Annotated in this window: 18 protein-coding genes and 2 tRNA genes; 15 read left to right on the forward strand and 5 right to left on the reverse strand. The window is 57.5% G+C overall.

The features are described 5' to 3' along the window. Nucleotides 1–36 precede the first annotated feature (36 nt). The 8 genes from AFK63_RS02565 to recD all read left to right on the forward strand — a co-directional run bounded on the left by AFK63_RS02565 (nucleotide 37) and on the right by recD (nucleotide 13,544). Nucleotides 37–510, forward strand: coding sequence for a prepilin peptidase-dependent protein (locus tag AFK63_RS02565; protein ID WP_038868080.1), 474 nt, complete (start codon nucleotides 37–39; stop codon nucleotides 508–510). Beyond that, a complete protein-coding gene (locus AFK63_RS02570; RefSeq protein ID WP_038868082.1) occupies nucleotides 501–1,064 on the forward strand; it encodes a prepilin peptidase-dependent protein in 564 nt (187 codons plus the stop codon). The genes AFK63_RS02565 and AFK63_RS02570 overlap by 10 nt, the downstream gene beginning before the upstream one ends. 16 nt (nucleotides 1,065–1,080) lie before the next feature. Further along, nucleotides 1,081–1,482, forward strand: a complete 402-nt coding sequence (locus AFK63_RS20025; protein ID WP_071603790.1) for a DUF2509 family protein — start codon at nucleotides 1,081–1,083, stop codon at nucleotides 1,480–1,482. Continuing rightward, entirely contained in the window at nucleotides 1,467–1,796 is a 330-nt protein-coding gene (locus AFK63_RS02575; protein WP_038868091.1) for a prepilin-type N-terminal cleavage/methylation domain-containing protein, read from the forward strand. The genes AFK63_RS20025 and AFK63_RS02575 overlap by 16 nt, the downstream gene beginning before the upstream one ends. A gap of 15 nt (nucleotides 1,797–1,811) precedes the next feature. Then, nucleotides 1,812–5,186, forward strand: a complete 3,375-nt coding sequence (recC, locus tag AFK63_RS02580; protein ID WP_038868093.1) for an exodeoxyribonuclease V subunit gamma — start codon at nucleotides 1,812–1,814, stop codon at nucleotides 5,184–5,186. Between the two features lie 101 nt (nucleotides 5,187–5,287). After that, nucleotides 5,288–8,176, forward strand: coding sequence for a pitrilysin (gene ptrA / locus AFK63_RS02585; protein WP_038868095.1), 2,889 nt, complete (start codon nucleotides 5,288–5,290; stop codon nucleotides 8,174–8,176). Continuing rightward, a complete protein-coding gene (recB, locus tag AFK63_RS02590) occupies nucleotides 8,173–11,715 on the forward strand; it encodes an exodeoxyribonuclease V subunit beta (RefSeq protein ID WP_038868097.1) in 3,543 nt (1,180 codons plus the stop codon). Before ptrA ends, recB begins: the two co-directional genes overlap by 4 nt. Beyond that, nucleotides 11,712–13,544: an exodeoxyribonuclease V subunit alpha gene (recD, locus tag AFK63_RS02595; RefSeq protein WP_038868099.1), complete on the forward strand. Its 1,833-nt coding sequence runs from the start codon at nucleotides 11,712–11,714 to the stop codon at nucleotides 13,542–13,544. The genes recB and recD overlap by 4 nt, the downstream gene beginning before the upstream one ends. Before the next feature lie 37 nt (nucleotides 13,545–13,581). Here recD and argA read toward each other — a convergent pair whose 3' ends face one another. After that, nucleotides 13,582–14,913, reverse strand: a complete 1,332-nt coding sequence (argA, locus tag AFK63_RS02600; RefSeq protein ID WP_038868101.1) for an amino-acid N-acetyltransferase — start codon at nucleotides 14,911–14,913, stop codon at nucleotides 13,582–13,584. A gap of 226 nt (nucleotides 14,914–15,139) precedes the next feature. Between argA and amiC the strand changes: the two genes are divergently transcribed. Beyond that, the gene (gene amiC, locus AFK63_RS02605; RefSeq protein ID WP_038868103.1) at nucleotides 15,140–16,393 is read left to right on the forward strand and encodes an N-acetylmuramoyl-L-alanine amidase AmiC; all 1,254 of its coding nucleotides are present in this window, start codon (nucleotides 15,140–15,142) and stop codon (nucleotides 16,391–16,393) included. 91 nt (nucleotides 16,394–16,484) lie between these two features. On the opposite strand, the gene AFK63_RS02610 is transcribed toward amiC, so the two are convergent. Continuing rightward, nucleotides 16,485–16,561, reverse strand: a tRNA-Met gene (locus AFK63_RS02610). Between the two features lie 41 nt (nucleotides 16,562–16,602). Further along, nucleotides 16,603–16,679: transfer RNA gene (locus AFK63_RS02615), tRNA-Met, on the reverse strand. A 203-nt stretch (nucleotides 16,680–16,882) separates the two neighbouring features. On the opposite strand from AFK63_RS02615, the gene mltA reads away from it, so the two are divergent. Together mltA and tcdA are read left to right on the forward strand one after the other, a co-directional pair. Continuing rightward, complete coding sequence (gene mltA, locus AFK63_RS02620; protein WP_038868105.1) at nucleotides 16,883–17,980, forward strand: murein transglycosylase A; 1,098 nt, start codon at nucleotides 16,883–16,885, stop codon at nucleotides 17,978–17,980. A 109-nt stretch (nucleotides 17,981–18,089) separates the two neighbouring features. After that, nucleotides 18,090–18,899, forward strand: coding sequence for a tRNA cyclic N6-threonylcarbamoyladenosine(37) synthase TcdA (tcdA, locus tag AFK63_RS02625; RefSeq protein WP_038868107.1), 810 nt, complete (start codon nucleotides 18,090–18,092; stop codon nucleotides 18,897–18,899). On the opposite strand, the gene csdE is transcribed toward tcdA, so the two are convergent. Further along, the gene (gene csdE, locus AFK63_RS02630) at nucleotides 18,900–19,343 is read right to left on the reverse strand and encodes a cysteine desulfurase sulfur acceptor subunit CsdE (RefSeq protein WP_038868108.1); all 444 of its coding nucleotides are present in this window, start codon (nucleotides 19,341–19,343) and stop codon (nucleotides 18,900–18,902) included. Further along, complete coding sequence (csdA, locus tag AFK63_RS02635; RefSeq protein WP_038868110.1) at nucleotides 19,344–20,546, reverse strand: cysteine desulfurase CsdA; 1,203 nt, start codon at nucleotides 20,544–20,546, stop codon at nucleotides 19,344–19,346. A gap of 192 nt (nucleotides 20,547–20,738) precedes the next feature. On the opposite strand from csdA, the gene AFK63_RS02640 reads away from it, so the two are divergent. The 4 genes from AFK63_RS02640 (at nucleotide 20,739) to rlmM (ending at nucleotide 23,758) form a co-directional block, all read left to right on the forward strand. After that, entirely contained in the window at nucleotides 20,739–20,966 is a 228-nt protein-coding gene (locus tag AFK63_RS02640) for a YgdI/YgdR family lipoprotein (protein ID WP_004385389.1), read from the forward strand. A 340-nt stretch (nucleotides 20,967–21,306) separates the two neighbouring features. Next, nucleotides 21,307–22,224 (forward strand): glycine cleavage system transcriptional regulator GcvA, encoded by a 918-nt coding sequence (gene gcvA, locus AFK63_RS02645; RefSeq protein ID WP_007734978.1) that lies wholly within the window; start codon nucleotides 21,307–21,309, stop codon nucleotides 22,222–22,224. A 45-nt stretch (nucleotides 22,225–22,269) separates the two neighbouring features. Next, entirely contained in the window at nucleotides 22,270–22,665 is a 396-nt protein-coding gene (locus AFK63_RS02650; RefSeq protein ID WP_038868112.1) for a DUF423 domain-containing protein, read from the forward strand. After that, nucleotides 22,658–23,758: a 23S rRNA (cytidine(2498)-2'-O)-methyltransferase RlmM gene (rlmM, locus tag AFK63_RS02655; RefSeq protein WP_038868115.1), complete on the forward strand. Its 1,101-nt coding sequence runs from the start codon at nucleotides 22,658–22,660 to the stop codon at nucleotides 23,756–23,758. Before AFK63_RS02650 ends, rlmM begins: the two co-directional genes overlap by 8 nt. Nucleotides 23,759–23,804 lie beyond the last annotated feature (46 nt).

The raw sequence follows: 23,804 nt of genomic DNA on the forward strand, positions 1-23,804 counted from the left end.
GCTGGTCACGCTTGAGCGAAGTGGCACACTTGCGGCATGAACAGAAAACAGCAGGGCTATAGCCTTATTGAAGTCATGGTCGTGCTGGTCATCGTCATCAGCATGAGCGCGGCAGGCGTTTACGGCTGGCAGCGCTGGCAACAGCAACAGCGCTTATGGCAGACCGCACAGCAAACACGCGATTTTCTTGAACAGCTCAGGGAGGAGGCCAACTGGCGTAACGTTGACCACAAGCTCTGGTTACAGCGCGGCCCACAAGGCTGGTGCCTTGGCACGCAGAACGACAAAGAGCAAACGTGCCGTAAGGGCGCAAAGAATCAGTTTTCTCCGCCCTGGCCGGAGATCGAAATAAGTGAGATGACACCAGGACTGGCCTTTTTTGGCTTGCGGAATACGGCCTGGCCCGGACATCTCATTTTGCGTAATTCCGCAGGCGAATGGCGGCTCATTATTTCCGTCTGGGGACGTATCCGGTTATGTGAACCAGGGGAAGGAGCGTCATGCGTTTAAAAGAGAAAGGGTTTTCTCTGCTTGAAGTGCTTATTGCGCTTGGGATCAGCAGCATCTTGCTAACCGGCGCCGCAAGATTATTACCGGCGCTGCAGCTCGGCGTGCTGCGCCAGGCGCAGCAAACTCTTTTGCAGGAAGAACTCTGGCAGCTGGCGTTCACGATAGGCAAGCAAATACAGCGGGCCGGTTATTGCAACGGCATTTGTCAGGGAAAAGCACTGCAACTTAACGGGGATGGCAGCTGTGTAGTAGTGCAGTGGGACGCAAACAGTAATGGGCGCTTTGAAGGTGCGCCGTCTGCTGATGCAGAGCAGACCGGCTGGCGTCTGCGGGATGGCAGCCTTGAAACGCACCGTGGGGCAATCTCTTGCGAAGGCAAAGGATGGGAAAAAATAACCAATCCCGCGATGGTGCGAATAGACAGATTCGAGGTACAGGAGAAGCGTCGACCCGGTTACGTATCACTGTTTTTAATAAAACTCAGCGCGACAGTGCTCCGCTATCACGGCGAGCCGGTATCGGTTGAGCACAGCGTAAGCGGGTTTAATCTCTGAGTGTGGGGAGAAAAGCATGTCCACCATTTCTATGGTTCTGTCTTTTCTGCTATTGGGCAGTCTGTTGCTGAGCGGGTTGCAGCAACAGCTTGATAGCCGTTTTGGCCGGGCGGCAAACGAAAGCGCAGCGATAAGAGCATTTAATGAATCGCTCTCTGCTCTCGCGCTTTCACAGCATCGGCACTGGCAGTTTACCCCTCAGTGGCAATGTCAGCGGTTGCCTGAAGTAAATGGCCGAGCCTGCGTCAGGCAAACAGAAACGCATGTATTGGTCGCGGCACAGGGTACGCAGGAGAACACAGCGCCCATTACGCTCTGGCGTTGGGCGCAGGCTGACGGAGAGATACTGCATTTTACAGCCCATGGCTGGAGCGACTTTTGTCCGTTGACAGAGGCAAAACAATGTCAGCTGCCATGAATCATTCTCGCCAGGCCGGGTTTAGTCTGCCAGAAGTTCTCGTTTCGCTGGTTCTGTTTATCATCATCATTGGCGCCTTAACGGGGTATTACCAGACGCTGACGCAGGGATTTCTTCATCAGTGGCACTATCGTCAGCTCTGGCGTTTTGCGAGCCAGCAGGCAGAAATCAGCCCGCCACCCTTACCGGAGGGCTGGAAAGCGACGCGGGTGGAGACTTCCGTAGCGGGATGTGTCAGCATTTCGGTTATTGTGTCGAGCCCTGGGGGCAGGCAAGGGCAACTCAGACGTGTACATTGCCCCTCTGAAGAGTAGTAGTCAGGAGTCACTATGTTACGGGTTTATCACTCCAACCGGCTTGATGTGCTGGAGGCGATTATGGAGTTCATTGTTGAACAACAGCCGCTTCCCGATCCTTTCGAGCCTGAAATCGTCCTGGTGCAGAGCACCGGTATGGCGCAGTGGTTGCAGATGAGCCTGGCACAGAAATTCGGCATCGCCGCGAATATTGAATTTCCGCTTCCGGCAAGCTTTATCTGGGACATGTTTGTGCGCGTACTGCGCGATATTCCGCAGGAGAGCGCATTCACTAAGCAGAACATGAGCTGGAAGCTGATGAAGCTTCTGCCGGGTATGCTCGCTTCGCCTGATTTCGACATGCTGCGTCACTACCTTCACGATGACGAAGACAAACGTAAGCTATTCCAGCTCGCCTCGCGTGTCGCGGATCTCTACGATCAATATCTGGTGTATCGCCCGGAATGGCTGACGCGCTGGGAGGCCGGCGATATCGTTGATGGCCTCGGCGAACCCCAACGCTGGCAGGCGCCACTCTGGCAGGCATTGGTCCGGCATACCGCAGAGCTGGGGCAGCCTCAGTGGCATCGTGCCAATCTCTATCAGCGTTTTATTCATACGCTTGAAAATGCGCAAACGCGACCGGAGGGTTTGCCCGCGCGCGTATTTATTTGCGGCATTTCGGCATTGCCGCCAGTTTATCTGCAGGCGCTACAGGCGCTGGGTAAACATATCGATGTGCATCTGCTCTTTACGAACCCCTGCCGTTATTACTGGGGCGACATTCAGGACCCGGCATTCCTTGCGCGCCTGTTAAGCCGCCAGCGGAAACTGCATGCGCGAGAGGGTACCGCGCCGCTTTTTAAAGACAGCGAAGCGGCCCCCGCCTTGTTTAATGAGGAAGGCGAGCAGGAAGTGGGAAATCCGCTGTTAGCGTCCTGGGGCAAGCTGGGCCGCGACTATACCTATCTGCTTTCCGGCCTTGAGCGGTTTGAAGAGATGGATGTGTTTGTCGATATCGAACCCGATAACCTGTTGCACAGCCTGCAATTCGATCTGCTTGAGCTGCGCAATCAGGCGCTGGCTGGCGTGACGCTTGAGGAATTTGAGCGCAGTGACGCAAAACGCCGCCTCGATCCGGACGATCGCAGCATTACGGTGCATGTGTGCCATAGTCCGCAGCGTGAAGTTGAGATCCTGCACGATCAACTATTGCAGATGCTGGAGGCGGATCCGCAACTGACGCCGCGCGATATTATCGTGATGGTGGCAGATATCGACAGCTATAGCCCTTTTATCCAGGCCGTCTTCGGCAGTGCAAGCCAGGAGCGCTATCTGCCATTCGCCATTTCAGACCGGCGCGCCCGTCAGGCGCATCCTGCGCTGCAGGCGTTTATTACGCTGCTCTCTTTGCCTGACAGCCGCTTTGTCTCAGAAGATGTGCTGGCGTTACTGGAAGTGCCGTCGCTTTCTGCCCGCTTTAACGTCAGCGAAGAAGGGCTGCGTTTCCTGCGTCAGTGGGTAAATGAGTCCGGCGTGCGTTGGGGCATGGATGATGACAATGTGCGTGAGCTGGCGCTGCCTGCTACGGGTCAGCACACCTGGCAGTTCGGTCTTACCCGCATGCTGCTGGGCTACGCGATGGAAAGTCACCTTGGCGAATGGCAGTCGGTTCTGCCTTACGATGAATCCAGCGGGCTGATTGCCGAGCTGGTCGGCCACCTCGCTGAACTTCTGATGCAACTGAATCTCTGGCGCAAGGGGCTTTCTCAGCCGCGGCCACTGGCGGAGTGGCTGCCGGTCTGCCGGGATATGCTGGACAGTTTTTTCGCGCCGGATGCCGAGACCGAAGCCGCGCTGGCGCTCATTGAGCAGCAGTGGCAGGCCATTATTGAACAGGGCATTGGCGCGCATTATGAAGACGATGTACCGCTCAATTTATTGCGTGATGAGCTTTCGAAAATGCTCGACCAGGAACGCATCAGCCAGCGCTTTCTCGCCGGGCCGGTAAACTTCTGTACATTGATGCCGATGCGCTCCATTCCTTTCAAAGTGGTGTGCCTGCTTGGGATGAATGACGGCGTCTATCCACGGACGCTGGCGCCGCTGGGGTTCGATCTGATGAGCCAGAAGCCGCAGCGTGGGGATCGCAGCCGACGTGATGACGATCGATATCTCTTTCTTGAGGCGCTGATCTCAGCTCAGCAGCAGCTCTATATCAGCTACATTGGCCGTTCGATACAGGATAACAGCGAGAAGTACCCGTCAGTGCTGGTGCAGGAACTGGTGGATTATCTGGCCCAGAGCCATTACCTGCCGGGGGACGAGGCGCTCAATTGTGATGACAGCGCACAGAGGGTGAAAGCTCACCTGATGCGGCTTTATCCCCGTACGCCTTTCGACGCGGAAAACTTTCAGCCTGCCAGAGAAATCCAGAGCTATGCCCGCGAGTGGCTGCCTGCCGCCAGCGAGCAGGGGGAAGCGCATCCGGAATTCATCAAACCGCTGGAGCCGATTACGCTCGAAGAGCTGCCGTTCGAGCAGTTTCAACGCTTCTGGCGTCACCCGGTACGGGCGTTTTTCCAGTTACGGCTAAAGGTCAACTTCCGCACGGAAGAAAGCGAACTACCGGATGCCGAGCCTTTTACGCTTGATAGCCTGGGTCGCTATCACATGAACCAGCAGTTGCTGAATACGCTGGTGGAACAGCAGGACCCGGAAGCGCTCTACCGGCGTTATCGCGCGGCAGGGGAGCTTCCCTATGGCGCATTCGGTGAACTGTTCTGGGAAAGCCAGTTACAGGAGATGCAGGTGCTGGCGGAGCGTGTGCTTGCCGAGCGGGACGGCGGCGAAAGTCGTGAGATAGCGCTTGAGCTTGGCAACGTAGAAATGACCGGCTGGCTACAACATGTGCAGCAGGATGGCCTGTTACGCTGGCGGCCTTCTGTACTGCGCGTTGAACACGGAATGCAACTTTGGCTTGAGCATCTGGTCTACTGTGCCTGCGGCGGCGAAGGAACCAGCCGGCTTTATGGTCGAAAAGACAGCTGCTGGCGTTTTCCGCCGGTGCCGCGAGAGCAGGCGGAACATTACCTGCGCGAACTCACTGAAGGCTACCAGCAAGGTATGCGCGAGCCGTTGATCCTGTTGCCTCAGAGCGGTGGCGAGTGGTTAAAAGCCTGCTACGACGTAAAAAATGACGCCATTTTGTGGGATGAAGAAACCCAGCAAAAAGCGCGCAACAAATTGATCCAGGCCTGGACGGGCAACCAGATGGTGGAAGGTGAGGGAACGGATATCTGGTATCAGCGCCTGTGGCGCAACCTTGAGCCTGAATATTACGAGGCCATTATTCGTGAAGCCCAGCGTTATCTCTTGCCGCTGTTTCGCCATCACCAGCCCGGATAAATCAGGCGTAGCCGATCGTTTCGACGCCCGAGAGTAACGTAGTAGCCGCACGTCGCCTTGTTAATGATGAATAGCAAAAGTAGTAAATGAGAGGTTTATAAATGCCTGGAAGTCGTAACTGGTACAAAGCGCTGTTGATCTGTTTGGCCTTCTGGGCTCCGTTGTCGCAGGCCGATACCGGCTGGCAACCGCTGAAAGACACGATCCGTAAAAGCGATCGTGATAACCGGGAATATCAGGCGATCCGGCTCGACAACGGCATGGTGGTATTACTGGTGTCGGATCCGCAGGCCGTAAAATCTCTTTCGGCGTTAGTGTTGCCTGTGGGGTCGCTTGAAGACCCCGACGATCACCTGGGCCTTGCGCACTATCTTGAACATATGACGCTGATGGGCTCGCAGAAATACCCTGAGCCCGACAGCCTGGCGGAATACCTGAAACTGCATGGCGGAAGCCATAACGCCAGCACCGCGCCTTATCGCACCGCCTGGTATCTGGAAGTTGATAACGACGCGCTTGAGGGGGCGATGGACCGGCTCGCCGATGCCATCGCCGCACCAAAACTCGATAAAACGTATGCTGACCGTGAACGTAACGCCGTCAATGCGGAATTAACCATGGCGCGCGCGCGCGACGGCATGCGTATGGCGCAGGTGAGCGCCGAAACGCTAAATCCGGCACATCCGGGTTCGCGTTTTTCGGGCGGCAATCTGGAGACGCTGCGTGATAAACCGGGCAGTCCTCTGCATCAGGCGCTGGTGGGGTTTCGCGATAAATATTATTCCGCGAATCTCATGAAAGCGGTGGTCTACAGCAACCGACCGTTGCCCGCGCTGGCGCAGATGGCGGCGGCGACCTGGGGACGCGTGCCGAATAAAAATCTGACGCCGCCGCAGGTCACCGCGCCTGTCGTGACGCCTGCGCAGCAGGGCATTTTTATTCATTACGTACCGGTACAACCTCTTAAAGCGCTGCGCGTGGAGTTTCGCATTGAAAATAACAGCGATAAATTCCGTAGCAAAACCGATGAGCTTATTAGCTATATGATTGGCAACCGCAGTCCAGGAACGCTGTCCGACTGGCTGCAAAAAGAGGGGCTCGCTGAAAGCGTCAGAGCCGACTCCGATCCGGTGGTAGCAGGTAACAGCGGCGTCATGGTCATCTCGGTATCGCTCACCGATAAAGGCCTCGCGCAGCGCGATAAAGTCGTTGCCGCCATTTTCCGTTATCTCCAGACACTGCGTGAAAAGGGCATCGACAAGCGCTATTTCACCGAGCTGTCTCACGTGCTGGATCTGGATTTCCGCTATCCCTCCATTACGCGCGATATGAATTATGTCGAGTGGCTGGCGGACAGCATGCTGCGCGTGCCGGTTGAGCATACGCTGGATGTCGTCAATATTGCCGACCAGTTTGATCCTGAGGCAGTCAAATCGCGCCTCACCATGATGACGCCGGAAAATGCGCGCATCTGGTACATCAGCCCGGACGAGCCGCACAATAAAAAAGCGTATTTTGTCGAGGCACCTTATCAGGTAGAGAAAATCCCGGTAGCGACGCTGAAACAGTGGCAGACGTTGGGACAGCAGATTGCGCTCACGCTTCCTGAGCCTAATCCCTATATCCCGAGCGATTTCAGCCTGATTAAGCCGCAAAAGCCCTATGCGCATCCGCAACTGTTGGTTTCGGAGCCTACCCTGCGTGCGCTCTATATGCCGAGCCGCTATTTCGCGAGCGAGCCGAGGGCGGATATTACGCTGGTGTTGCGTAACGAACAGGCGATGAACAGCGCGAAAAACCAGGTGTTATTTGCGCTTAATGACTACCTCGCTGGCCTTGCGCTCGATCAGCTGAGCAATCAGGCGTCCGTCGGCGGCATCGGTTTTTCCAGCAGCGCCAACAGCGGCCTGATGATTAGCGCAAACGGCTACACGCAGCATCTTCGTAAGCTGTTCCTGACGCTACTGGAGGGCTATTTCAGCTATGAGCCGACGCAAGAGCAACTGGCGCAGGCTAAATCCTGGTATACGCAAATGCTGGATTCTGCCGAGAAAGGCAAAGCGTACGATCAGGCCATCATGCCGGTGCAGATGGTTTCACAGGTGCCTTATTTCCAGCGTGAAGCGCGTCGGGCGCAGCTGCCGGAAATCACGCTTCAGGATATTCTTGCCTATCGAGACAGTCTGAAAGCCCATGCTCGCGCGGAGTTTTTAATTGTGGGGAATATGTCCCCTGAACAGGTAAAGCATTTTGCGCAGGATGCCAAACGTCAGCTGGGGCTCGAAGGGAAAAGCTGGACGCGCACCCGTGATGTCAGCGTAGAAAAAACGCAGCAGGCCATTTTCAACAAAGCCGGGAGCAGTACTGATTCCGCGCTGGCGGCGCTGTTTGTGCCGGTCGGGTATAACGAGGCGACCAGCACGGCCTGTAGCGCTATGCTGGGCCAGATTATTTCCCCATGGTTCTACAATCAGTTACGTACTCAGGAACAGCTGGGATACGCCGTTTTTGCATTTCCGATGCCGGTAGGGCGTCAGTGGGGAATTGGCTTCCTGCTGCAAAGCAGTGAAAAACAGCCCGATTTTCTCTGGAAGCGTTATCAGGCCTTTTTCCCGGAAGCGGAATCAAGATTACGTTCGCTGAACACGCAGGATTTTGCGCATATTCAGCAAAGTATTATCAACGACATGCTCCGCGCACCGCAAACGCTTGGCGAAGAGGCGTCTGCCGTCAGTAAAGACTTCGATCGGGATAATTTAAAATTTGATTCTCGTGATAAAGTTGTCGCCGAAATAAAACAGCTGACGCCACAAAAACTGGCCGATTTTTTCCATCAGGCCGTGCTCGCCCGACAGGGCATGACCATTCTCTCGCAAGTTTCCGGTAGCCAGAGCGCGCAGGCCCATTATGCGACGCCTGAAGGATGGCCGGTTTACCAAAGCGTCAGCGCCCTGCAACAATCTTTACCGCTTCTGAGTGACACGCAATGACCGACGAGCCCGCAGCGTCCCTTGATCCCCTCCGCTTGCCCTTAACGGGCGAGCGGCTGATAGAAGCCTCTGCCGGCACCGGGAAAACCTATACCATCGCAGCGTTGTACCTGCGTCTGCTGTTAGGGCTGGGAGGCGAGGCCGCTTACCCACGCCCGTTAACGGTGGAAGAATTACTGGTTGTAACCTTTACCGAGGCCGCGACGGAAGAGCTGCGCGGACGTATCCGCAGCAATATTCATGAACTGCGCGTAGCCTGCCTGCGCGAACGTACCGACGATCCGCTTTATCAACGCATACTGGATGAAATTCCTGACAAACCCCTTGCCGCCCGTACGCTGTTGCTGGCGGAACGGCAGATAGACGAAGCGGCAATTTTTACTATTCACGGCTTTTGCCAGCGAATGCTGAGTCTTAACGCGTTTGAATCCGGCATGCCGTTTGAACAGCAGCTGATTGAAGATGAATCGCTGCTGCGCTATCAGGCCTGCGCCGATTTCTGGCGTCGCCATTGTTACCCGCTCGCCAAACCGCTGGCGCGCGTGGTCAGTGAACAGTGGGACGGCCCTGAATCGCTGCTGCGGGATGTAAATAGCTTTCTGCATGGCGAAGCGCCGCAGATCAAAGTGCCGCCGCCGGATGACGAAACGATTGAAACGCGCTATGAAAAGGCGATTGCACGTATTAATGAAGTGAAAGCGCGCTGGCGCGACAATGCCGCAGAGCTGGCCGAGTTGATTCAGAACTCGGGGGTAGATAAGCGCAGCTACAGCAGCCGTTATCTGCCTGCCTGGCTCGATCAGGTCTCTGCCTGGGCGCAGGAAGAAACCACCACCTGGCAGTTACCGGGCGCGCTTGAAAAATTCGCTCAAAAAACGTTGCTTGAGAAGACCAAAAAAGGCGAGGCGCCCCGTCATGCGGTGTTTGAGGCTATCGACGCGCTACTGGCCGAGCCATTTACCATCCGCGATTTACTGATAGCCAGAGCGATGGCGGAGATCCGCTATACCGTTGCGCAGGAAAAACGTCGCCGGGGCGAACTGGGATTTGACGATATGTTAAGCCGTCTCGACGAGGCGCTGCATCAGCCGGGCGGCGAGGCGCTGGCGGCGGCTATCCGCGCGCGTTACCCGGCCGCGATGATTGATGAATTTCAGGATACTGACCCGCAGCAGTACCGTATTTTCCGTCGAATCTGGCTTGGCCAGGAAGAAACCACGCTGCTGCTAATTGGCGATCCCAAGCAGGCGATTTACGCGTTTCGCGGCGCGGACATTTTCACCTACATGCGCGCCCGCGGCGAAGTAAACGCTCACTACACTCTTGATACTAACTGGCGTTCGGCACCGGGAATGGTGGAGAGCGTGAACCGCATTTTCAGCCAGATGGATAACGCGTTTATGTTTCGCGATATTCCGTTTCTGGCGGTAAAGCCTGCCGCGCGTAACCAGTCGCTGCGCTTTACGTTTGCCGGAAAACCGCAGCCGGCGATGAAGCTCTGGCTCATGGAAGGCGATGGGGCCGGAGTAAGTGATTACCAACAAACTATGGCGCGCGTCTGCGCGCAGCAGATCCGCGACTGGTTAAGCGCAGGTATGAAGGGCGAGGCGCTGCTGTGGCGTGAAGAGCGGGCGCGGCCTGTGCAGGCGTCCGATATTACGGTGCTGGTGCGTAACCGCATCGAGGCGAATCTGATACGTGAGGCCCTGAACACGCTCAATATTCCTTCTGTCTATCTTTCCAATCGCGATAGCGTATTCGCCACTCAGGAAGCGCTGGAGATGCTCTGGCTGTTACAGGCGGTGCTGGCCCCGGAGGTGGAAACGCGGTTGCGCAGCGCGCTGGCGGCAAGCATGTTGGGCCTGGATGCGCCCGCCATTGAGGCGCTGAATGAAGATGAGAACGCCTGGGATGCGCTGGTAGAGGAGTTTGACGGCTACCGGCAAATCTGGCTGCGGCGCGGCGTGATGCCGATGCTGCGTGCCCTGATGACGCATCGTCAGGTTGCGGAAAATTTGCTTGCCACGCCGGGCGGAGAGCGTCGGCTGACGGATATCCTTCATCTGAGCGAATTACTGCAGGAAGCTTCCGCGCAGGCAGACAGCGAATACGCGCTTGTGCGCTGGCTGGCGCAGCATATCGCCGAGCCGGATGCCAACGCCTCCAGCCAGCAGCTGCGTCTGGAGAGCGATAAACACCTCGTGCAGGTGGTGACCATTCACAAATCCAAGGGGCTGGAATACCCACTGGTCTGGCTGCCGTTTATCGCAGACTTTCGTGAGCAGCGGCAGGCGTTTTACCACGATCGCGACACGTTCGCGCCGATGCTTGATCTCAGCAATGCTGAAGAGAGTCTGGAACTCGCGGAGATGGAGCGTCTGGCGGAAGATTTACGCTTGCTATACGTAGCGCTGACGCGCTCCATCTGGCATTGCAGCCTTGGCGTGGCGCCGCTCTTTCGCCGTCGCGGCGCAAAAGAGGGCGAAACCGATCTCCACCGTAGCGCGCTCGGCAGGCTGATACAGCAAGGCGAAGCACGGGATGCAAGCGGCCTGCGGCGCTGCATCGAAGCACTGTGCGATGAAAATTTAGTGCTGGAGATCCCCGGCGCGCCAGATAATACGCCCTGGATGCCGCCAGAGTCGGCGCCGCCGACGCTTACCGCGCGTGAGCTGCAACGGCGCATCGCTGACGAATGGCGCGTCACCAGTTACTCGGGTTTGCAACAGCATGGCGTGGCGCGCGCGCTGGATCTGCTGCCGAAGCTGGATCTCGACGGTGCGGGCGCCCGCGACGTGCCTGACGAGCCGGTAATGTCGCCGCATACGTTCCCGCGCGGCGCGTCCCCCGGCACCTTTCTTCACAGCCTGTTTGAAGCGCTCGATTTTACTCAGCCGGTGGCGCCGGAGTGGGTGGCGCAGCAGTTGCAGCTGGGCGGTTTCGATGAGGCCTGGCAGCCGGTATTGTGCCGCTGGATTGACGAGGTACTGCGCGCGCCGCTGAACGACACCGGCGTGTCGCTCAATCAGCTGGGCGCGAAAGATAAGCAGGTGGAGCTGGAGTTTTACGTACCGATTGACGCCGCGTTGCGCGCTGAAGCGCTGGACGCGCTCATCCGCGAACACGACCCGCTTTCCGCGCAGTGCCCGCCGCTCGATTTCCGCCAGGTGCGCGGCATGCTTAAAGGCTTTATCGATCTGGTCTTCCGCTGGCAGGGGCGTTATTACCTGCTGGATTATAAATCCAACTGGCTGGGCGACAGCCCGCAAGCTTACACCCGCGAGGCGATGGCACAGGCGATGCAGACGCATCGCTACGATCTGCAGTACCAGCTCTATACGCTGGCGCTGCACCGCTATTTACGCCACCGCCTGCCGGATTACGATTATCAGCGCCACTTCGGTGGCGTGATTTACCTGTTTTTGCGCGGCGTAACGGGGGAGGACGCCAGCCAGGGCATCTTTACCGCGCGTCCTGCGCAGGCGCTGGTGACGGCGATGGACGCCCTGTTCGCCGGTGTGGAGGAGAATGCGTCATGAAAATGCATCAACTGATCCAGCAGGCCGTCGTGCAGAAGCTGCTGCGCCCGCTGGACGCCCAGTTTGCGATGATGGTCGCAAGCGATGACGAGCCGGCGGTGATGCTCGCCGCCGCGTTGGTCAGCCGCGACGCGGGAGAAGGGCACGTCTGCCTGCCCATCTCCCGACTGTGCGCGGCGCACTGCTTTGCCGGGCGTCATGATGAAATGGCGCAGCAACTGTTTGAGGCGGCGGGCAATCCGACATCGTGGCGCGCCCTGTTGCTCGCGTCGCCTGCGGTGAGCGAGGGCGATAATCCGACGCCGCTGAAGCTTATCGGCGAGCGCCTGTACCTGAACCGCATGTGGCGGCATGAGATGGCGGTCGCGGCGTTTTTCCGCGAACGCAACCACACCATTGAACAAGACGAAGCACGTCTGAGCACGGTGCTGGATGCACTCTTTGGCGCGCCAGGTCATGAGGTGGACTGGCAGAAAGTGGCGGCAGCAGTAGCGCTGACCCGGCGCATCTCCGTGATTTCCGGCGGGCCGGGAACGGGCAAAACCACGACGGTCGCCAAACTGCTGGCGGCGATGGTGCAGCTCTCGACCGACAAGCTGCCACGTATTCGTCTCGCAGCGCCGACCGGTAAAGCCGCGGCGCGCCTGACGGAATCGCTCGGCGGGGCGCTGCGTCGTTTGCCGTTGAACGACGAGCAAAAACGCGCGTTACCGGAAGAAGCCAGCACGTTACATCGGCTTTTAGGCGCGCAGCCGGGCAGCCAGCGGCTGCGTTACCATGAAGGCAATCCGCTGCATCTGGACGTGCTGGTCGTGGACGAAGCCTCCATGATCGATCTGCCGATGATGGCGCGGCTTATTGCGGCGCTACCGGAACATGCGCGGGTCATCTTTTTAGGCGATCGCGACCAGCTCGCCTCCGTAGAAGCGGGTGCGGTGCTGGGGGATATCTGCCACTTCGTCAATCACGGCTTTACTGCGGAACGCGCCGCCGAGCTTGGGCGCATCACCGGCTGCGAGATAGACGGCGGCGAGCCCCATCCGGCGGGCGCGCTGCGTGACTGCCTGTGCCTGCTGCAAAAAAGTTATCGCTTTGGCAGCGACTCCGGCATAGGGCAGCTCGCCTTTGCCGTAAACCGCAGCGATCATCGGGCCGCCAGAGAGACGTTTGGCCGCGGCTTTGAGGATATCGCCTGTAAAACCCTGGCAGGCAATGATGACTACGCGCAGATGATCGACGAGACGCTGGCGGGGTATGAACGCTTTTTAACGCTGCTGCGCGAACAGGCCGAACCGCAAGAAATCCTCGCGGCATTCAGTGAATTCCAGATGCTGTGCGCCTTACGTGAAGGGCCTTTCGGCGTCGCGGGGCTGAATGAACGGGTGGAGCACGCGCTGGCGCAGCGGCGTATTATTCGCCGTACGCCGCTGTCGCGCTGGTATGAAGGGCGACCGGTAATGATATCGCGCAACGACAGCGCGCTGGGGCTGTTTAACGGCGATATCGGCGTGGCGCTGGATCGTGGCGACGGGCTGCGCGTCTGGTTTCCGATGCCGGGCGGCAAGCTGAAGCCTGTCGTGCCGAGCCGCCTGCCGGATAACGAAACCGCGTGGGCGATGACGGTGCATAAATCGCAGGGATCGGAGTTCGACCATGCGGCGCTGATCCTGCCGGGGCAGTTTGCGCCAGTCGTGACACGGGAGCTGGTTTACACGGCGATTACCCGCGCGCGGCGGCGTTTGTCGCTGTATGCCGATGAGCGAGTACTGGAGATGGCCATCGCTACCCGAACGGAACGGCGTAGTGGGCTGATGGCCTGTTTTGAATGATGAATGCGGCCCGGCTGAGGCCGGGCCGCGGTTATCGTCAGGTTAAGTCCGCCATCAGCACTTTTGAGCGGCGCTGGTAGTTGTACATCTGCTTTTTACTTTCGGGCAGCAGGTCGATATCTACCGGCGCGAAACCGCGCTCCTGGAACCAGTGGATGCTGCGGGTCGTCAGCACAAACAGTTTCGATAAACCCATCTGTTTCGCCTGGCTCGCGATACGTTGCAACAGCACTTCGCCGCGCGCCGAGCTGCGGTAGTCAGGGTGTACCGCCACGCAGGCCATCTCACCGATTTTTTCTTCCGGGAACGGGTAGAGCGCGGCGCAGGCGATGGTCAGATTATCACGCTGAATAATAGTGAATTTGTCGATTTCCATCTCCAGCTGCTCACGCGAACGGCGCACCAGAATACCCTGTTGCTCCAGTGGACGGATAAGCTCCAGAATGCCGCCGATATCATTAATGGTGGCGCGGCGGATCTGCTCGGCGCTCTCCATGACAATCTGCGTGCCGATGCCGTCGCGGGAGAACAGCTCCTGCAAGAGCGCGCCATCTTCCTGATAACTTATCAGGTGGCAACGACGCACGCCGCTGCGGCAGGCTTTCACCGCGCCGCGCAGGAAGCGCACGGTGCCAGAGTGGTAGTCGCCCGCGGCTTCCAGCGTGTCGAGACGCGTCTGCGCCTCGTTCGGGAAAAGCTCAGAGATAATATCGCCCTCGTCGTTCATCACGCCCTGCGACGAGCAGAAGCCGATCATTTTCTCGGCTTTAAGCTTGATGGCGAGTTGAGTGGCGACTTCTTCTGACGTCAGGTTGAAACTCTCGCCGGTCACCGAGACCGCCACCGGGCCGAGCAGTACGATAGCGCCGCTGTCGAGCTGACGATGAATGGCTTCTTCATCAATGCGACGAATGCGCCCACTGTGGCAGTAATCGACGCCGTCGTCCACGCCGAGCGGCTGCGCGATAATAAAATTGCCGCTCACCACATTAATATGCGCGCCCTGAAGCGGCGTGTTGCCGAGGCTCATCGACAGGCGAGCGGTGATGTCCAGCTGCAACAGTCCGGCTGCCTGTTTCACCAGTTCCAGCGTTTTCGCGTCGGTGACGCGGGTATGCTTGTGATAGACCGGTTCATGATGATGCCCGGCGAGATTGGCGTCTATCTGCGGACGCGCGCCATAGACCACGACCAGACGAATGCCGAGACTGTGAAGTAGCCCGATGTCGTTGACGATACTGGAAAAGTTCTCGTGCTCAATGGCTTCGCCGCCAAGCATAATGACAAACGTTTTACCCCGATGGGCATTAATATAGGGAACGGAATGGCGGAATCCCTGGACCAGTTCGGTTCGACGTTCCTTCACCACGGCAAAACCTCTCAGTGAATGTTTATTCGTAATTTATGTATTTTTATTCTTTTATTATCCTATGCGCAAGTGGCAATTTTATGGCGGCGGCGCGTCATTGCCGCGAAAGCGTGCGCCGGGAGCAATTGTTTACCCTTTTATAGATGACAGTTCCGACACCATTCGCTAAAGTTTTTGGCCGTTTTGGTCGTAATTTGAGTTATTCGCATTAATGCTCGGGAGTGGCATGTCAGGTTCCAGTCATCTTTTTAGTCGTCGCCAGCTGTTACAGGGCGCGGGGGCGATGTGGTTATTAAGCGTCAGTCAGGCAGGCCTGGCCGCGTCGGGCCAGGTTATCGCGGTGCGCGTCTGGCCTGCTTCCGCCTATACCCGCGTGACGCTGGAATCTAACCGTGTGCTGAAGTATCGCCAGTTTGCGCTGAGCAACCCGGAACGCATTGTGGTGGATCTGGAGGGCGTCAACCTGAACGCCGTGCTGAAAGGTGTCGGCAATCAGATCCGCGTCGACGATCCTTTTATAAAGTCCGCCCGCGTCGGTCAGTTCGATCCGAAAACCGTGCGCATGGTGTTTGAGCTGAAGAAAAACGTCACGCCGCATCTGTTCGCGCTGGCGCCAGTAGCGGAGTTTCGCGAGCGTCTGGTTATCGATCTCTACCCGGCCAACGGTGATAACGAGCAGGATCCGCTGCTGGCGCTGCTTGAAGATTACAACAAGGGCGAGCTGGACAAACAGGTGCCGCCTGCCACGAGCGGGCCGCAGCCGGGTAAAGCCGGGCGCGACCGCCCGATAGTTATCATGATTGACCCCGGCCACGGCGGGGAAGACCCCGGCGCGATCGGCAAATATAAGACCCGAGAGAAAGACGTGGTGTTACAAATCGCCCGCCGCCTGCGCGCGTTGATTGAAAAAGAAGCCAACATGAAGGCGTTTATGACGCGCAATGAAGATATTTTCATTCCGCTGAAGGTGCGCGTGGCGAAAGCGCAGAAGCAGCGCGCCGACCTGTTTGTCTCTATACACGCTGACGCCTTCACCAGCCGCGCTGCGCGGGGCTCATCGGTGTTTGCGCTCTCTACTAAAGGCGCGACCAGTACGGCGGCAAAATATCTGGCGCAAACCCAGAATGCCGCGGACCTTGTGGGCGGCGTGAGCAAAAGCGGCGACGTTTATCTCGATCACACCATGTTCGACATGGTGCAATCGCTGACTATCTCCGACAGCCTGAAGTTCGGCAAAGAAGTGCTGGGCCGTCTCGGGCGGGTGAACAAGCTGCATAAGAATAAAGTCGATCAGGCGGGCTTTGCCGTGCTGAAAGCACCGGATATTCCGTCCATTCTGGTGGAAACCGCGTTTATCAGCAACGTAGAGGAAGAGCGCAAACTGCGTACCGCCGCGTTCCAGCAGGAAGTGGCGGAGTCGATTCTCGCGGGGATTAAAGCGTATTTCGCCGATGGCGGCACACTGGCAAGGCGCGGATAACGCGCCTTTTTAACGTGCCGGAAGGCTTCAGGAATAGGTGGCTGGCTGAATTGCGGACATAAAAAAACACCCGTCAGGGTGTTCATTTTATTGGTTGCGGGGGCCGGATTTGAACCGACGACCTTCGGGTTATGAGCCCGACGAGCTACCAGGCTGCTCCACCCCGCGTCCGTCTTACTTCTTCACATTGTCGCGCCGTGCGCGTTAATTGGTTGCGGGGGCCGGATTTGAACCGACGACCTTCGGGTTATGAGCCCGACGAGCTACCAGGCTGCTCCACCCCGCGTCCGTGGATGCGCACTATACTCCGCTGAACTTTCGTTGCAACCTTTTTTTGAAACAATAAGCTGAATCGGCGTCAGCTTGCTGAAATAGTATTCGTCTTGATGATTCTTTGACCCCGTTGTCCGTCTGAAGGGGCTTATGCGTTTCCTTGCGCCCGTCGGTTTGCTATCTTCGCCTGCGGACAGCGCAATAGCGGAGAGAGTCATGAAAGGACGTTGGGCAAAATATCTGGCGGCAGGGGCGATGATTACGCTGCTGGCTGCCTGTTCCTCCAAACCGACCGATCGCGGTCAGCAATATAAAGACGGCAAATTCACGCAGCCGTTTTCGCTGGTAAACCAGCCGGACGCCGTCGGCGCGCCGATTAACGCCGGGGACTTCTCCGAACAGGTAGCGGCTATCCGCAGCGCCTCGCCACATCTTTTCGGCTCTCAGAGTAGCGTCTATAACGCGGTGCAGGAGTGGCTGCGCGCCGGCGGCGACACCCGCTCGTTGCGCCAGTTCGGCATCGACGCCTGGCAGATGGAAGGCGCAGATAACTACGGCAACGTTCAGTTTACCGGCTACTACACGCCGGTCGTGCAGGCGCGCTACACGCGCCAGGGCGAGTTCCAGTACCCCATTTACCGCATGCCGCCCAAACGCGGACGTCTGCCGTCGCGCGCGCAGATTTACGCTGGCGCGCTGAGCGACAGCTACGTGCTGGCGTACAGCAACTCGCTGATGGATAACTTCATTATGGATGTGCAGGGCAGCGGCTATATCGATTTCGGCGACGGCCGGCCGCTGAACTTCTTCGCGTATGCCGGTAAAAATGGCCACCCTTACCGCAGCATCGGCAAAGTCCTTATCGATCGCGGCGAGGTGAAGCGAGAAGATATGTCGATGCAGGCGATCCGTCACTGGGGCGAAACCCACAGCGAGCAGGAGGTTCGCGCGCTGCTGGAGGAGAACCCGTCTTTCGTCTTCTTTAAACCGCAGAATTACGCGCCGGTGAAAGGCGCGAGTGGCGTGCCGCTCATAGGCCGGGCGTCGGTCGCCTCCGACCGCTCGATTATTCCGGCGGGCACGACGCTGCTTGCGGAAGTGCCGCTGCTGGACAATAACGGCAAGTTCAACGGACAATATGAGTTGCGCCTTATGGTGGCGCTGGATGTCGGCGGCGCGATTAAAGGCCAGCACTTCGACATTTATCAGGGGATCGGGCCTGACGCCGGTCACCGTGCAGGCTGGTATAATCATTATGGCCGCGTCTGGGTGTTGAAAACCGCGCCGGGCGCGGGCAACGTATTCAGCGGCTAAACAGGCTATTCTGAACATCTTGTCGCCCGCCAGCGCTGCGCTGGCCGGGCCTGCGGATTACTGAACAAGGGTGAGGGAGAACTCTCACCCTTTTTACATCTGAGGATTTATGGCTGTAGTTATCACAGACGCCTGGCGCAGCCGCTTTGGCGGCACGGCCCGTTTATATGGCGAAGCGGCGTTGCAGCTTTTTGCTGACGCGCATGTGTGCGTGGTCGGTATCGGCGGCGTCGGCTCATGGGCGGCGGAAGCGCTGGCGCGTACCGGCATCGGCGCGATTACGCTGATTGATATGGATGACGTCTGCGTCACCAATACCAATCGTCAAATTCATGCACTGCGCGATACAGTGGGACAGGCGAAATCAGACGTGATGGCCGAGCGTATTCGCCAGATTAACCCCGAGTGCCGCGTTACCGTTATCGATGATTTCGTCACCGTCGATAACGTGGCGCAATACCTGAGCGCCGGTTTTAGCTATGTCATTGACGCCATTGACAGCGTGCGGCCCAAAGCGGCACTGATCGCCTGGTGCCGTCGCAATAAAATTCCGCTGGTGACCACCGGTGGGGCGGGCGGGCAGACAGACCCGACGCAGATCCAGGTGGCGGATCTGGCCAAAACTATTCAGGATCCGCTGGCGGCGAAACTGCGCGAGCGGCTGAAAAGCGACTTCGGCGTAGTGAAAAACAGCAAAGGGAAGCTTGGGGTGGATTGCGTTTTCTCCACCGAAGCGCTGGTTTACCCGCAGGCCGACGGCTCGGTATGCGCGATGAAAAGCACGGCGGAAGGGCCGAAGCGCATGGATTGCGCCTCCGGCTTTGGCGCGGCGACGATGGTAACCGCCACGTTTGGGTTTGTGGCGGTGTCGCATGCGTTGAAGAAAATGATGGCGAAAGCGGCGCGCAGCGCCGGTTAGTCACACGCGGCGGGCGATGTCCTGAACGGCCTGCGCCAGCGCGGCCAGCCCCTGGCTGCGCGAGGCGCTGAGCTGGGCGCGCAGCCCTAACTCATCAAATAACGCCAGCGGATCTTCCGCCTGCAATTGCTGCGGCGTTTTGCCCTCGACGGCGGTGAGCAACACCGCCAGCAGGCCCCTCACGATGCGCCCCTCGCTGTCGCCGTAAAAGTGCAGGCCGCCGTCTGGTTGCGTTTCATGGCCGAGCCAGACCCGGTTTTCACAGCCGGGGATCTCCATCGCCTGCTGCTTTAACGACTCCGGCAGCGCCGGAAGCTGTTTGCCCAACAGGATCAGCTGGCGATATTTATCTTCCCACTGGGTGAGCGGGCCAAACGTCTGACGCAGCGTGTCGGGCATTATTGTGATGCCGAACGGATGCCCGGCCAGATAAGCAGTTGTCATTTAATCCACCAGTATGTCGAGAGCACGATCGATAGCGGCGATAAGCGCGTCGACGTCGCGTTGCGTGTTGTAAGGCGCGAACGAGGCGCGTAGCGTGCCGCTGACGCCAAGCGCCGCCAGCAGCGGCTGCGCGCAGTGCTGACCCGCACGCAGCGCGATGCCCGATTCCGCAAGCAGCGTCACCAGATCGCTGTGGTGTACGCCTGCGAAATCAAACGCCAGCAGGCTGGAATCCTGGCAGCGGAATGAGCGAAAGCCCGGGCGCGTTGACAGTTGCGCTTCGGCAAGCGTTGCGAGCCCGCGGCTGTAGCGCTCGGCTTGTTCCAGATCTATCTCCTCAAGCCAGGCGAGCGCGGCGCTGAGCCCGATAACGCCCGCGACGTTTGGCGTGCCTGCCTCAAAACGGTACGGCACCGGCTGGGTTTTAAAACCCTCGAATGACACTTCGGTGACCATCTTTCCACCGCCGAGCCACGGCGACATTTGCTCAAGCAGTTCGGTTTTGCCATACAGCACGCCGATGCCCGTCGGGCCATAGAGTTTGTGGCCGGAGAAGGCGTAGAAGTCGATGTCCAGCGCCTGGACGTCAGGCGGGCAGTGAACCACACCCTGCGCGCCGTCGACCACCACTACCACATCTGCGGCATGGGCGAGCGCGATAGCGCGGGCGAGATCCGGACAACCGCCGGTGACATTAGACATCTGGCCCAGTGCCAGCAGGCGAGTACGCGCGTTTATCAGCGCAGGCAGCATCGTCAGATCGGGCAGGCGATCGGCGCCTGTCGGGAGTTTGACGACCTTCGCGCCGGTCTGCTCCGCGACCATCAGCCACGGCACCAGGTTCGCGTGGTGCTCCGCTTCGCTGACGATAATCTCATCGCCGGGCGCAAGGCGCGGGCGGGCGTAGCACTGGGCGATAATATTGATGGATTCCGTCGTGCCGCGCGTCCAGACGATATCGCGGCTGTCAGGCGCGTTAATGAAGCGTGCGACGCTGTCGCGGGCGGCTTCATAACGCGCAGTGAGGCGCTGCGCTTCGGCAAACTGGCTACGGTGGACATTTCCCGCGCTCAGCGAATAGAACTGCTGGCTGGCTTCAATAACCGCCACCGGTTTGAGGGCCGTGGCGGCGCTGTCGAGATAAACGGCGTCGTTCAGCGAGGGAAACTGCGCACGAAAAACAGCGGGACTGAATGCTTTCATGATACTCCTCTTTCCAATCCTCCGATCGTGGCTCATTTAACGCACGTAAACAAGGCTATTGATAACCATCGGATAAGTCTGTTTATTCTGGCAATCGGATGAAAGCAGGTTATGCTGAATAGTGTTAGGTGAATATTTCAGCCTGTTAGCAGACGAAGTTTACATAGCATTAAACTCTAAAGGAGAAGAACCATGAATAAACTTGCCGCTGTAGTATCAGCATGCATGATGACTTTTGCTCTGAGCGCCTGTTCCGGTCCTAACTATGTGATGCACACCAACGACGGTCGTTCCATTGTGACCGACGGGAAACCGAAAACTGACGATGATACCGGCATGATTAAATATAAAGATGCCAACGGTAATCAGCAGCAGATCAACCGTACCGACGTGAAAGAGATGGTTGCGCTGGAGAAATAATCGCGCAGGCAAAAAAAAGCACCGCAAAGTGCGGTGCTACATTAATCACTATGGACAGACAGGGTAAATGTACAGGAAGTGAAAAGAGTAGCGTAGCTACGATGGTCTGAATCGCAGACCAAATGCAAACACAACAACACAACATCACAACCGTAAGCCAAAAGCCCTCCAGAACTCTCATTCCTAAAGACTTTTCGTTCCGGCTCAGGAAGTGCCGCCACTATAGGTATTTGCTGGTGTAACCTCAACGGACAAATTATAATGGCTCAGATAAAAAAAACTAATGGGTGACAACTTGTTTCTCGTTTGTTAATACGCATTTACACATAAGCCAAACATCATGTCCAAGCGATTACCGCCGTTAAACGCATTACGTGTTTTTGATGCCGCCGCGCGCCATTTGAGCTTTACCAAAGCTGCCGAAGAGCTCTTTGTCACCCAGGCTGCCGTCAGCCATCAAATTAAATCATTAGAAGATTTTCTGGGGCTGAAACTCTTTCGCCGACGCAACCGTTCTCTTCTTTTAACCGAAGAAGGGCAGAGCTATTTCCAGGATATCAAAGAGATTTTCTCTCAGTTGACGGAAGCGACGCGCAAACTGCAAGCGCGCAGCGCAAAAGGCGCGCTCACGGTCAGCCTGCTGCCAAGTTTCGCCATCCACTGGCTGGTGCCGCGCCTTTCGAGTTTCAACAGCAGCTGGCCGGGCATTGACGTGCGTATTCAGGCGGTCGACAGACAGGAAGATAAGCTTGCCGATGACGTGGATGTGGCGATTTTCTACGGTCGCGGCAACTGGCCGGGGCTGCGGGTGGAAAAGCTTTATGCGGAATATCTGCTGCCGGTCTGTTCGCCCCTGCTGCTCACGGGCGATAAGCCGTTAAAGGCCCCGGAAGATTTGGCCCGCCACACGCTTCTGCATGACGCGTCGCGCCGCGACTGGCAAACTTATACGCGCCAGCTCGGTCTTAATCATATTAATGTCCAGCAGGGGCCGATTTTCAGCCACAGCGCGATGGTGTTGCAGGCAGCGATACACGGCCAGGGCGTGGCGCTCGCCAATAATGTCATGGCCCAGACGGAAATTGAAGCAGGCCGACTGGTCTGTCCGTTCAATGATGTGCTGGTGAGTAAAAATGCCTTTTATCTGGTTTGTCATGACAGCCAAGCAGAACTGGGTAAAATAGCGGCTTTTCGACAATGGATACTGGCGAAAGCGGCGAGCGAGCAAGAAAAATTCCGTTTTCGCTATGAACAATAACGATGATCCGCGCGCGTCTGGCGCGCCTTACTGTAGGGTTACATCATGACCAGCCGTTTTATGCTGATTTTCGCCTCAATCAGTGGCTTTGTTTTCGTTGCGCTGGGCGCCTTTGGCGCGCATGTATTACGTCAAACCCTCGGCGCTGCTGAGATGGGCTGGATACAAACCGGCCTTGAGTATCAGGCGTTTCATACGCTGGCGATTTTGGGACTGGCGGTTGCGATGCAGCGGCGCATCAGCATCTGGTTTTACTGGAGCAGCGTGTTCCTGGCGCTCGGTACGGTACTTTTTAGCGGCAGCCTCTATTGTCTGGCGCTTTCCCATCTGCATTTATGGGCCTTCGTTACGCCGGTCGGCGGCGTAAGTTTTCTGGCCGGTTGGGTATTAATGTTAATTGGCGCGGTGCGTCTGAAGCGTAAAGGTTCGGTTCATGAATAAGGTCATTTTGTACTGCCGTCAGGGTTTTGAGAAAGAGTGCGCGGCAGAGATAACCGACAAAGCAGCGCAGCAAGGCGTTTTTGGTTTCGCCCGCGTGAAAGAAAACAGCGGCTATGTGATTTTCGAATGTTATCAGGCTGAAGAGGCCGATAAGCTCGCGCGTGACCTGCCGTTTAGCTCGCTGATTTTTGCCCGCCAGATGTTCGTGGCAGGCGAGCTTTTGCAGAATCTGCCGCCGGAAGATCGCGTCACGCCGATTGTCGGCATGTTGCAAGGCGTAGTGGAAAAAGGCGGTGAGCTGCGCGTTGAAGTGGCTGATACCAACGAAAGCAAAGAGCTGATGAAGTTCTGCCGCAAATTTACCGTCCCGCTGCGCGCCGCGCTTCGTGAGGCGAAGATCCTCGCGAATTTTGAAACGCCCAAACGCCCGGTCGTGCATGTGTTTTTCATCGCGCCTGGCTGCTGCTACGCGGGCTATTCGTATACCAACAATAACTCGCCATTCTATATGGGCATCCCGCGTCTGAAGTTTCCGGCGGACGCGCCGAGCCGCTCGACGCTGAAGCTTGAAGAGGCGTTCCATGTGTTTATTCCGGCGGATGAGTGGGATGAGCGCCTTGCCAACGGCATGTATGCGGTGGATCTGGGGGCGTGCCCCGGCGGCTGGACGTATCAGCTGGTGAAACGCAACATGTGGGTGTCATCCGTGGATAATGGCCCGATGGCGCAGAGCCTGATGGATACCGGGCAGGTGACGTGGCTGCGTGAAGACGGGTTTAAATACCGCCCGACTCGCAGCAATATCACATGGATGGTGTGTGACATGGTGGAAAAACCGGCTAAAGTAGCGGCACTGATGGCGCAGTGGCTGGTCAACGGCTGGTGTCGCGAAACTATTTTCAACCTCAAGCTGCCGATGAAAAAGCGCTATGAAGAGGTGTCGCAGAATATCGCCTCGATTCAGGAACAACTGGACGCGCATGGCATTAACGCGCAGATCCAGGCGCGCCAGCTCTATCACGACCGCGAGGAAGTAACCGTTCACGTGCGCCGCTGGTGGGCTGCCGTCGGCGGGCGTCGCGACGAGCGATAAGCGCCAGTTTTCCCGGCATAGAGGATTATAAGGCGGTTAAGCGAGA

The sequence above is a fragment of the Cronobacter muytjensii ATCC 51329 genome, from assembly GCF_001277195.1.
GTDB classification, from domain to species: domain Bacteria; phylum Pseudomonadota; class Gammaproteobacteria; order Enterobacterales; family Enterobacteriaceae; genus Cronobacter; species Cronobacter muytjensii.

What these genes read in the sequence shown, in the direction of transcription:
- recC (WP_038868093.1), top strand. Translation starts at nt 1,812, where the DNA reads ATGTTACGGGTTTATCACTCCAACCGGCTTGATGTGCTGGAGGCGATT.
- amiC (WP_038868103.1), top strand. Translation starts at nt 15,140, where the DNA reads ATGTCAGGTTCCAGTCATCTTTTTAGTCGTCGCCAGCTGTTACAGGGC.
- recD (WP_038868099.1), top strand. Translation starts at nt 11,712, where the DNA reads ATGAAAATGCATCAACTGATCCAGCAGGCCGTCGTGCAGAAGCTGCTG.
- AFK63_RS20025 (WP_071603790.1), top strand. Translation starts at nt 1,081, where the DNA reads ATGTCCACCATTTCTATGGTTCTGTCTTTTCTGCTATTGGGCAGTCTG.
- rlmM (WP_038868115.1), top strand. Translation starts at nt 22,658, where the DNA reads ATGAATAAGGTCATTTTGTACTGCCGTCAGGGTTTTGAGAAAGAGTGC.
- csdA (WP_038868110.1), bottom strand. Translation starts at nt 20,546, where the DNA reads ATGAAAGCATTCAGTCCCGCTGTTTTTCGTGCGCAGTTTCCCTCGCTG.
- ptrA (WP_038868095.1), top strand. Translation starts at nt 5,288, where the DNA reads ATGCCTGGAAGTCGTAACTGGTACAAAGCGCTGTTGATCTGTTTGGCC.
- tcdA (WP_038868107.1), top strand. Translation starts at nt 18,090, where the DNA reads ATGGCTGTAGTTATCACAGACGCCTGGCGCAGCCGCTTTGGCGGCACG.
- mltA (WP_038868105.1), top strand. Translation starts at nt 16,883, where the DNA reads ATGAAAGGACGTTGGGCAAAATATCTGGCGGCAGGGGCGATGATTACG.
- AFK63_RS02565 (WP_038868080.1), top strand. Translation starts at nt 37, where the DNA reads ATGAACAGAAAACAGCAGGGCTATAGCCTTATTGAAGTCATGGTCGTG.
- AFK63_RS02575 (WP_038868091.1), top strand. Translation starts at nt 1,467, where the DNA reads ATGTCAGCTGCCATGAATCATTCTCGCCAGGCCGGGTTTAGTCTGCCA.
- AFK63_RS02650 (WP_038868112.1), top strand. Translation starts at nt 22,270, where the DNA reads ATGACCAGCCGTTTTATGCTGATTTTCGCCTCAATCAGTGGCTTTGTT.
- csdE (WP_038868108.1), bottom strand. Translation starts at nt 19,343, where the DNA reads ATGACAACTGCTTATCTGGCCGGGCATCCGTTCGGCATCACAATAATG.
- recB (WP_038868097.1), top strand. Translation starts at nt 8,173, where the DNA reads ATGACCGACGAGCCCGCAGCGTCCCTTGATCCCCTCCGCTTGCCCTTA.
- AFK63_RS02640 (WP_004385389.1), top strand. Translation starts at nt 20,739, where the DNA reads ATGAATAAACTTGCCGCTGTAGTATCAGCATGCATGATGACTTTTGCT.
- gcvA (WP_007734978.1), top strand. Translation starts at nt 21,307, where the DNA reads ATGTCCAAGCGATTACCGCCGTTAAACGCATTACGTGTTTTTGATGCC.
- AFK63_RS02570 (WP_038868082.1), top strand. Translation starts at nt 501, where the DNA reads ATGCGTTTAAAAGAGAAAGGGTTTTCTCTGCTTGAAGTGCTTATTGCG.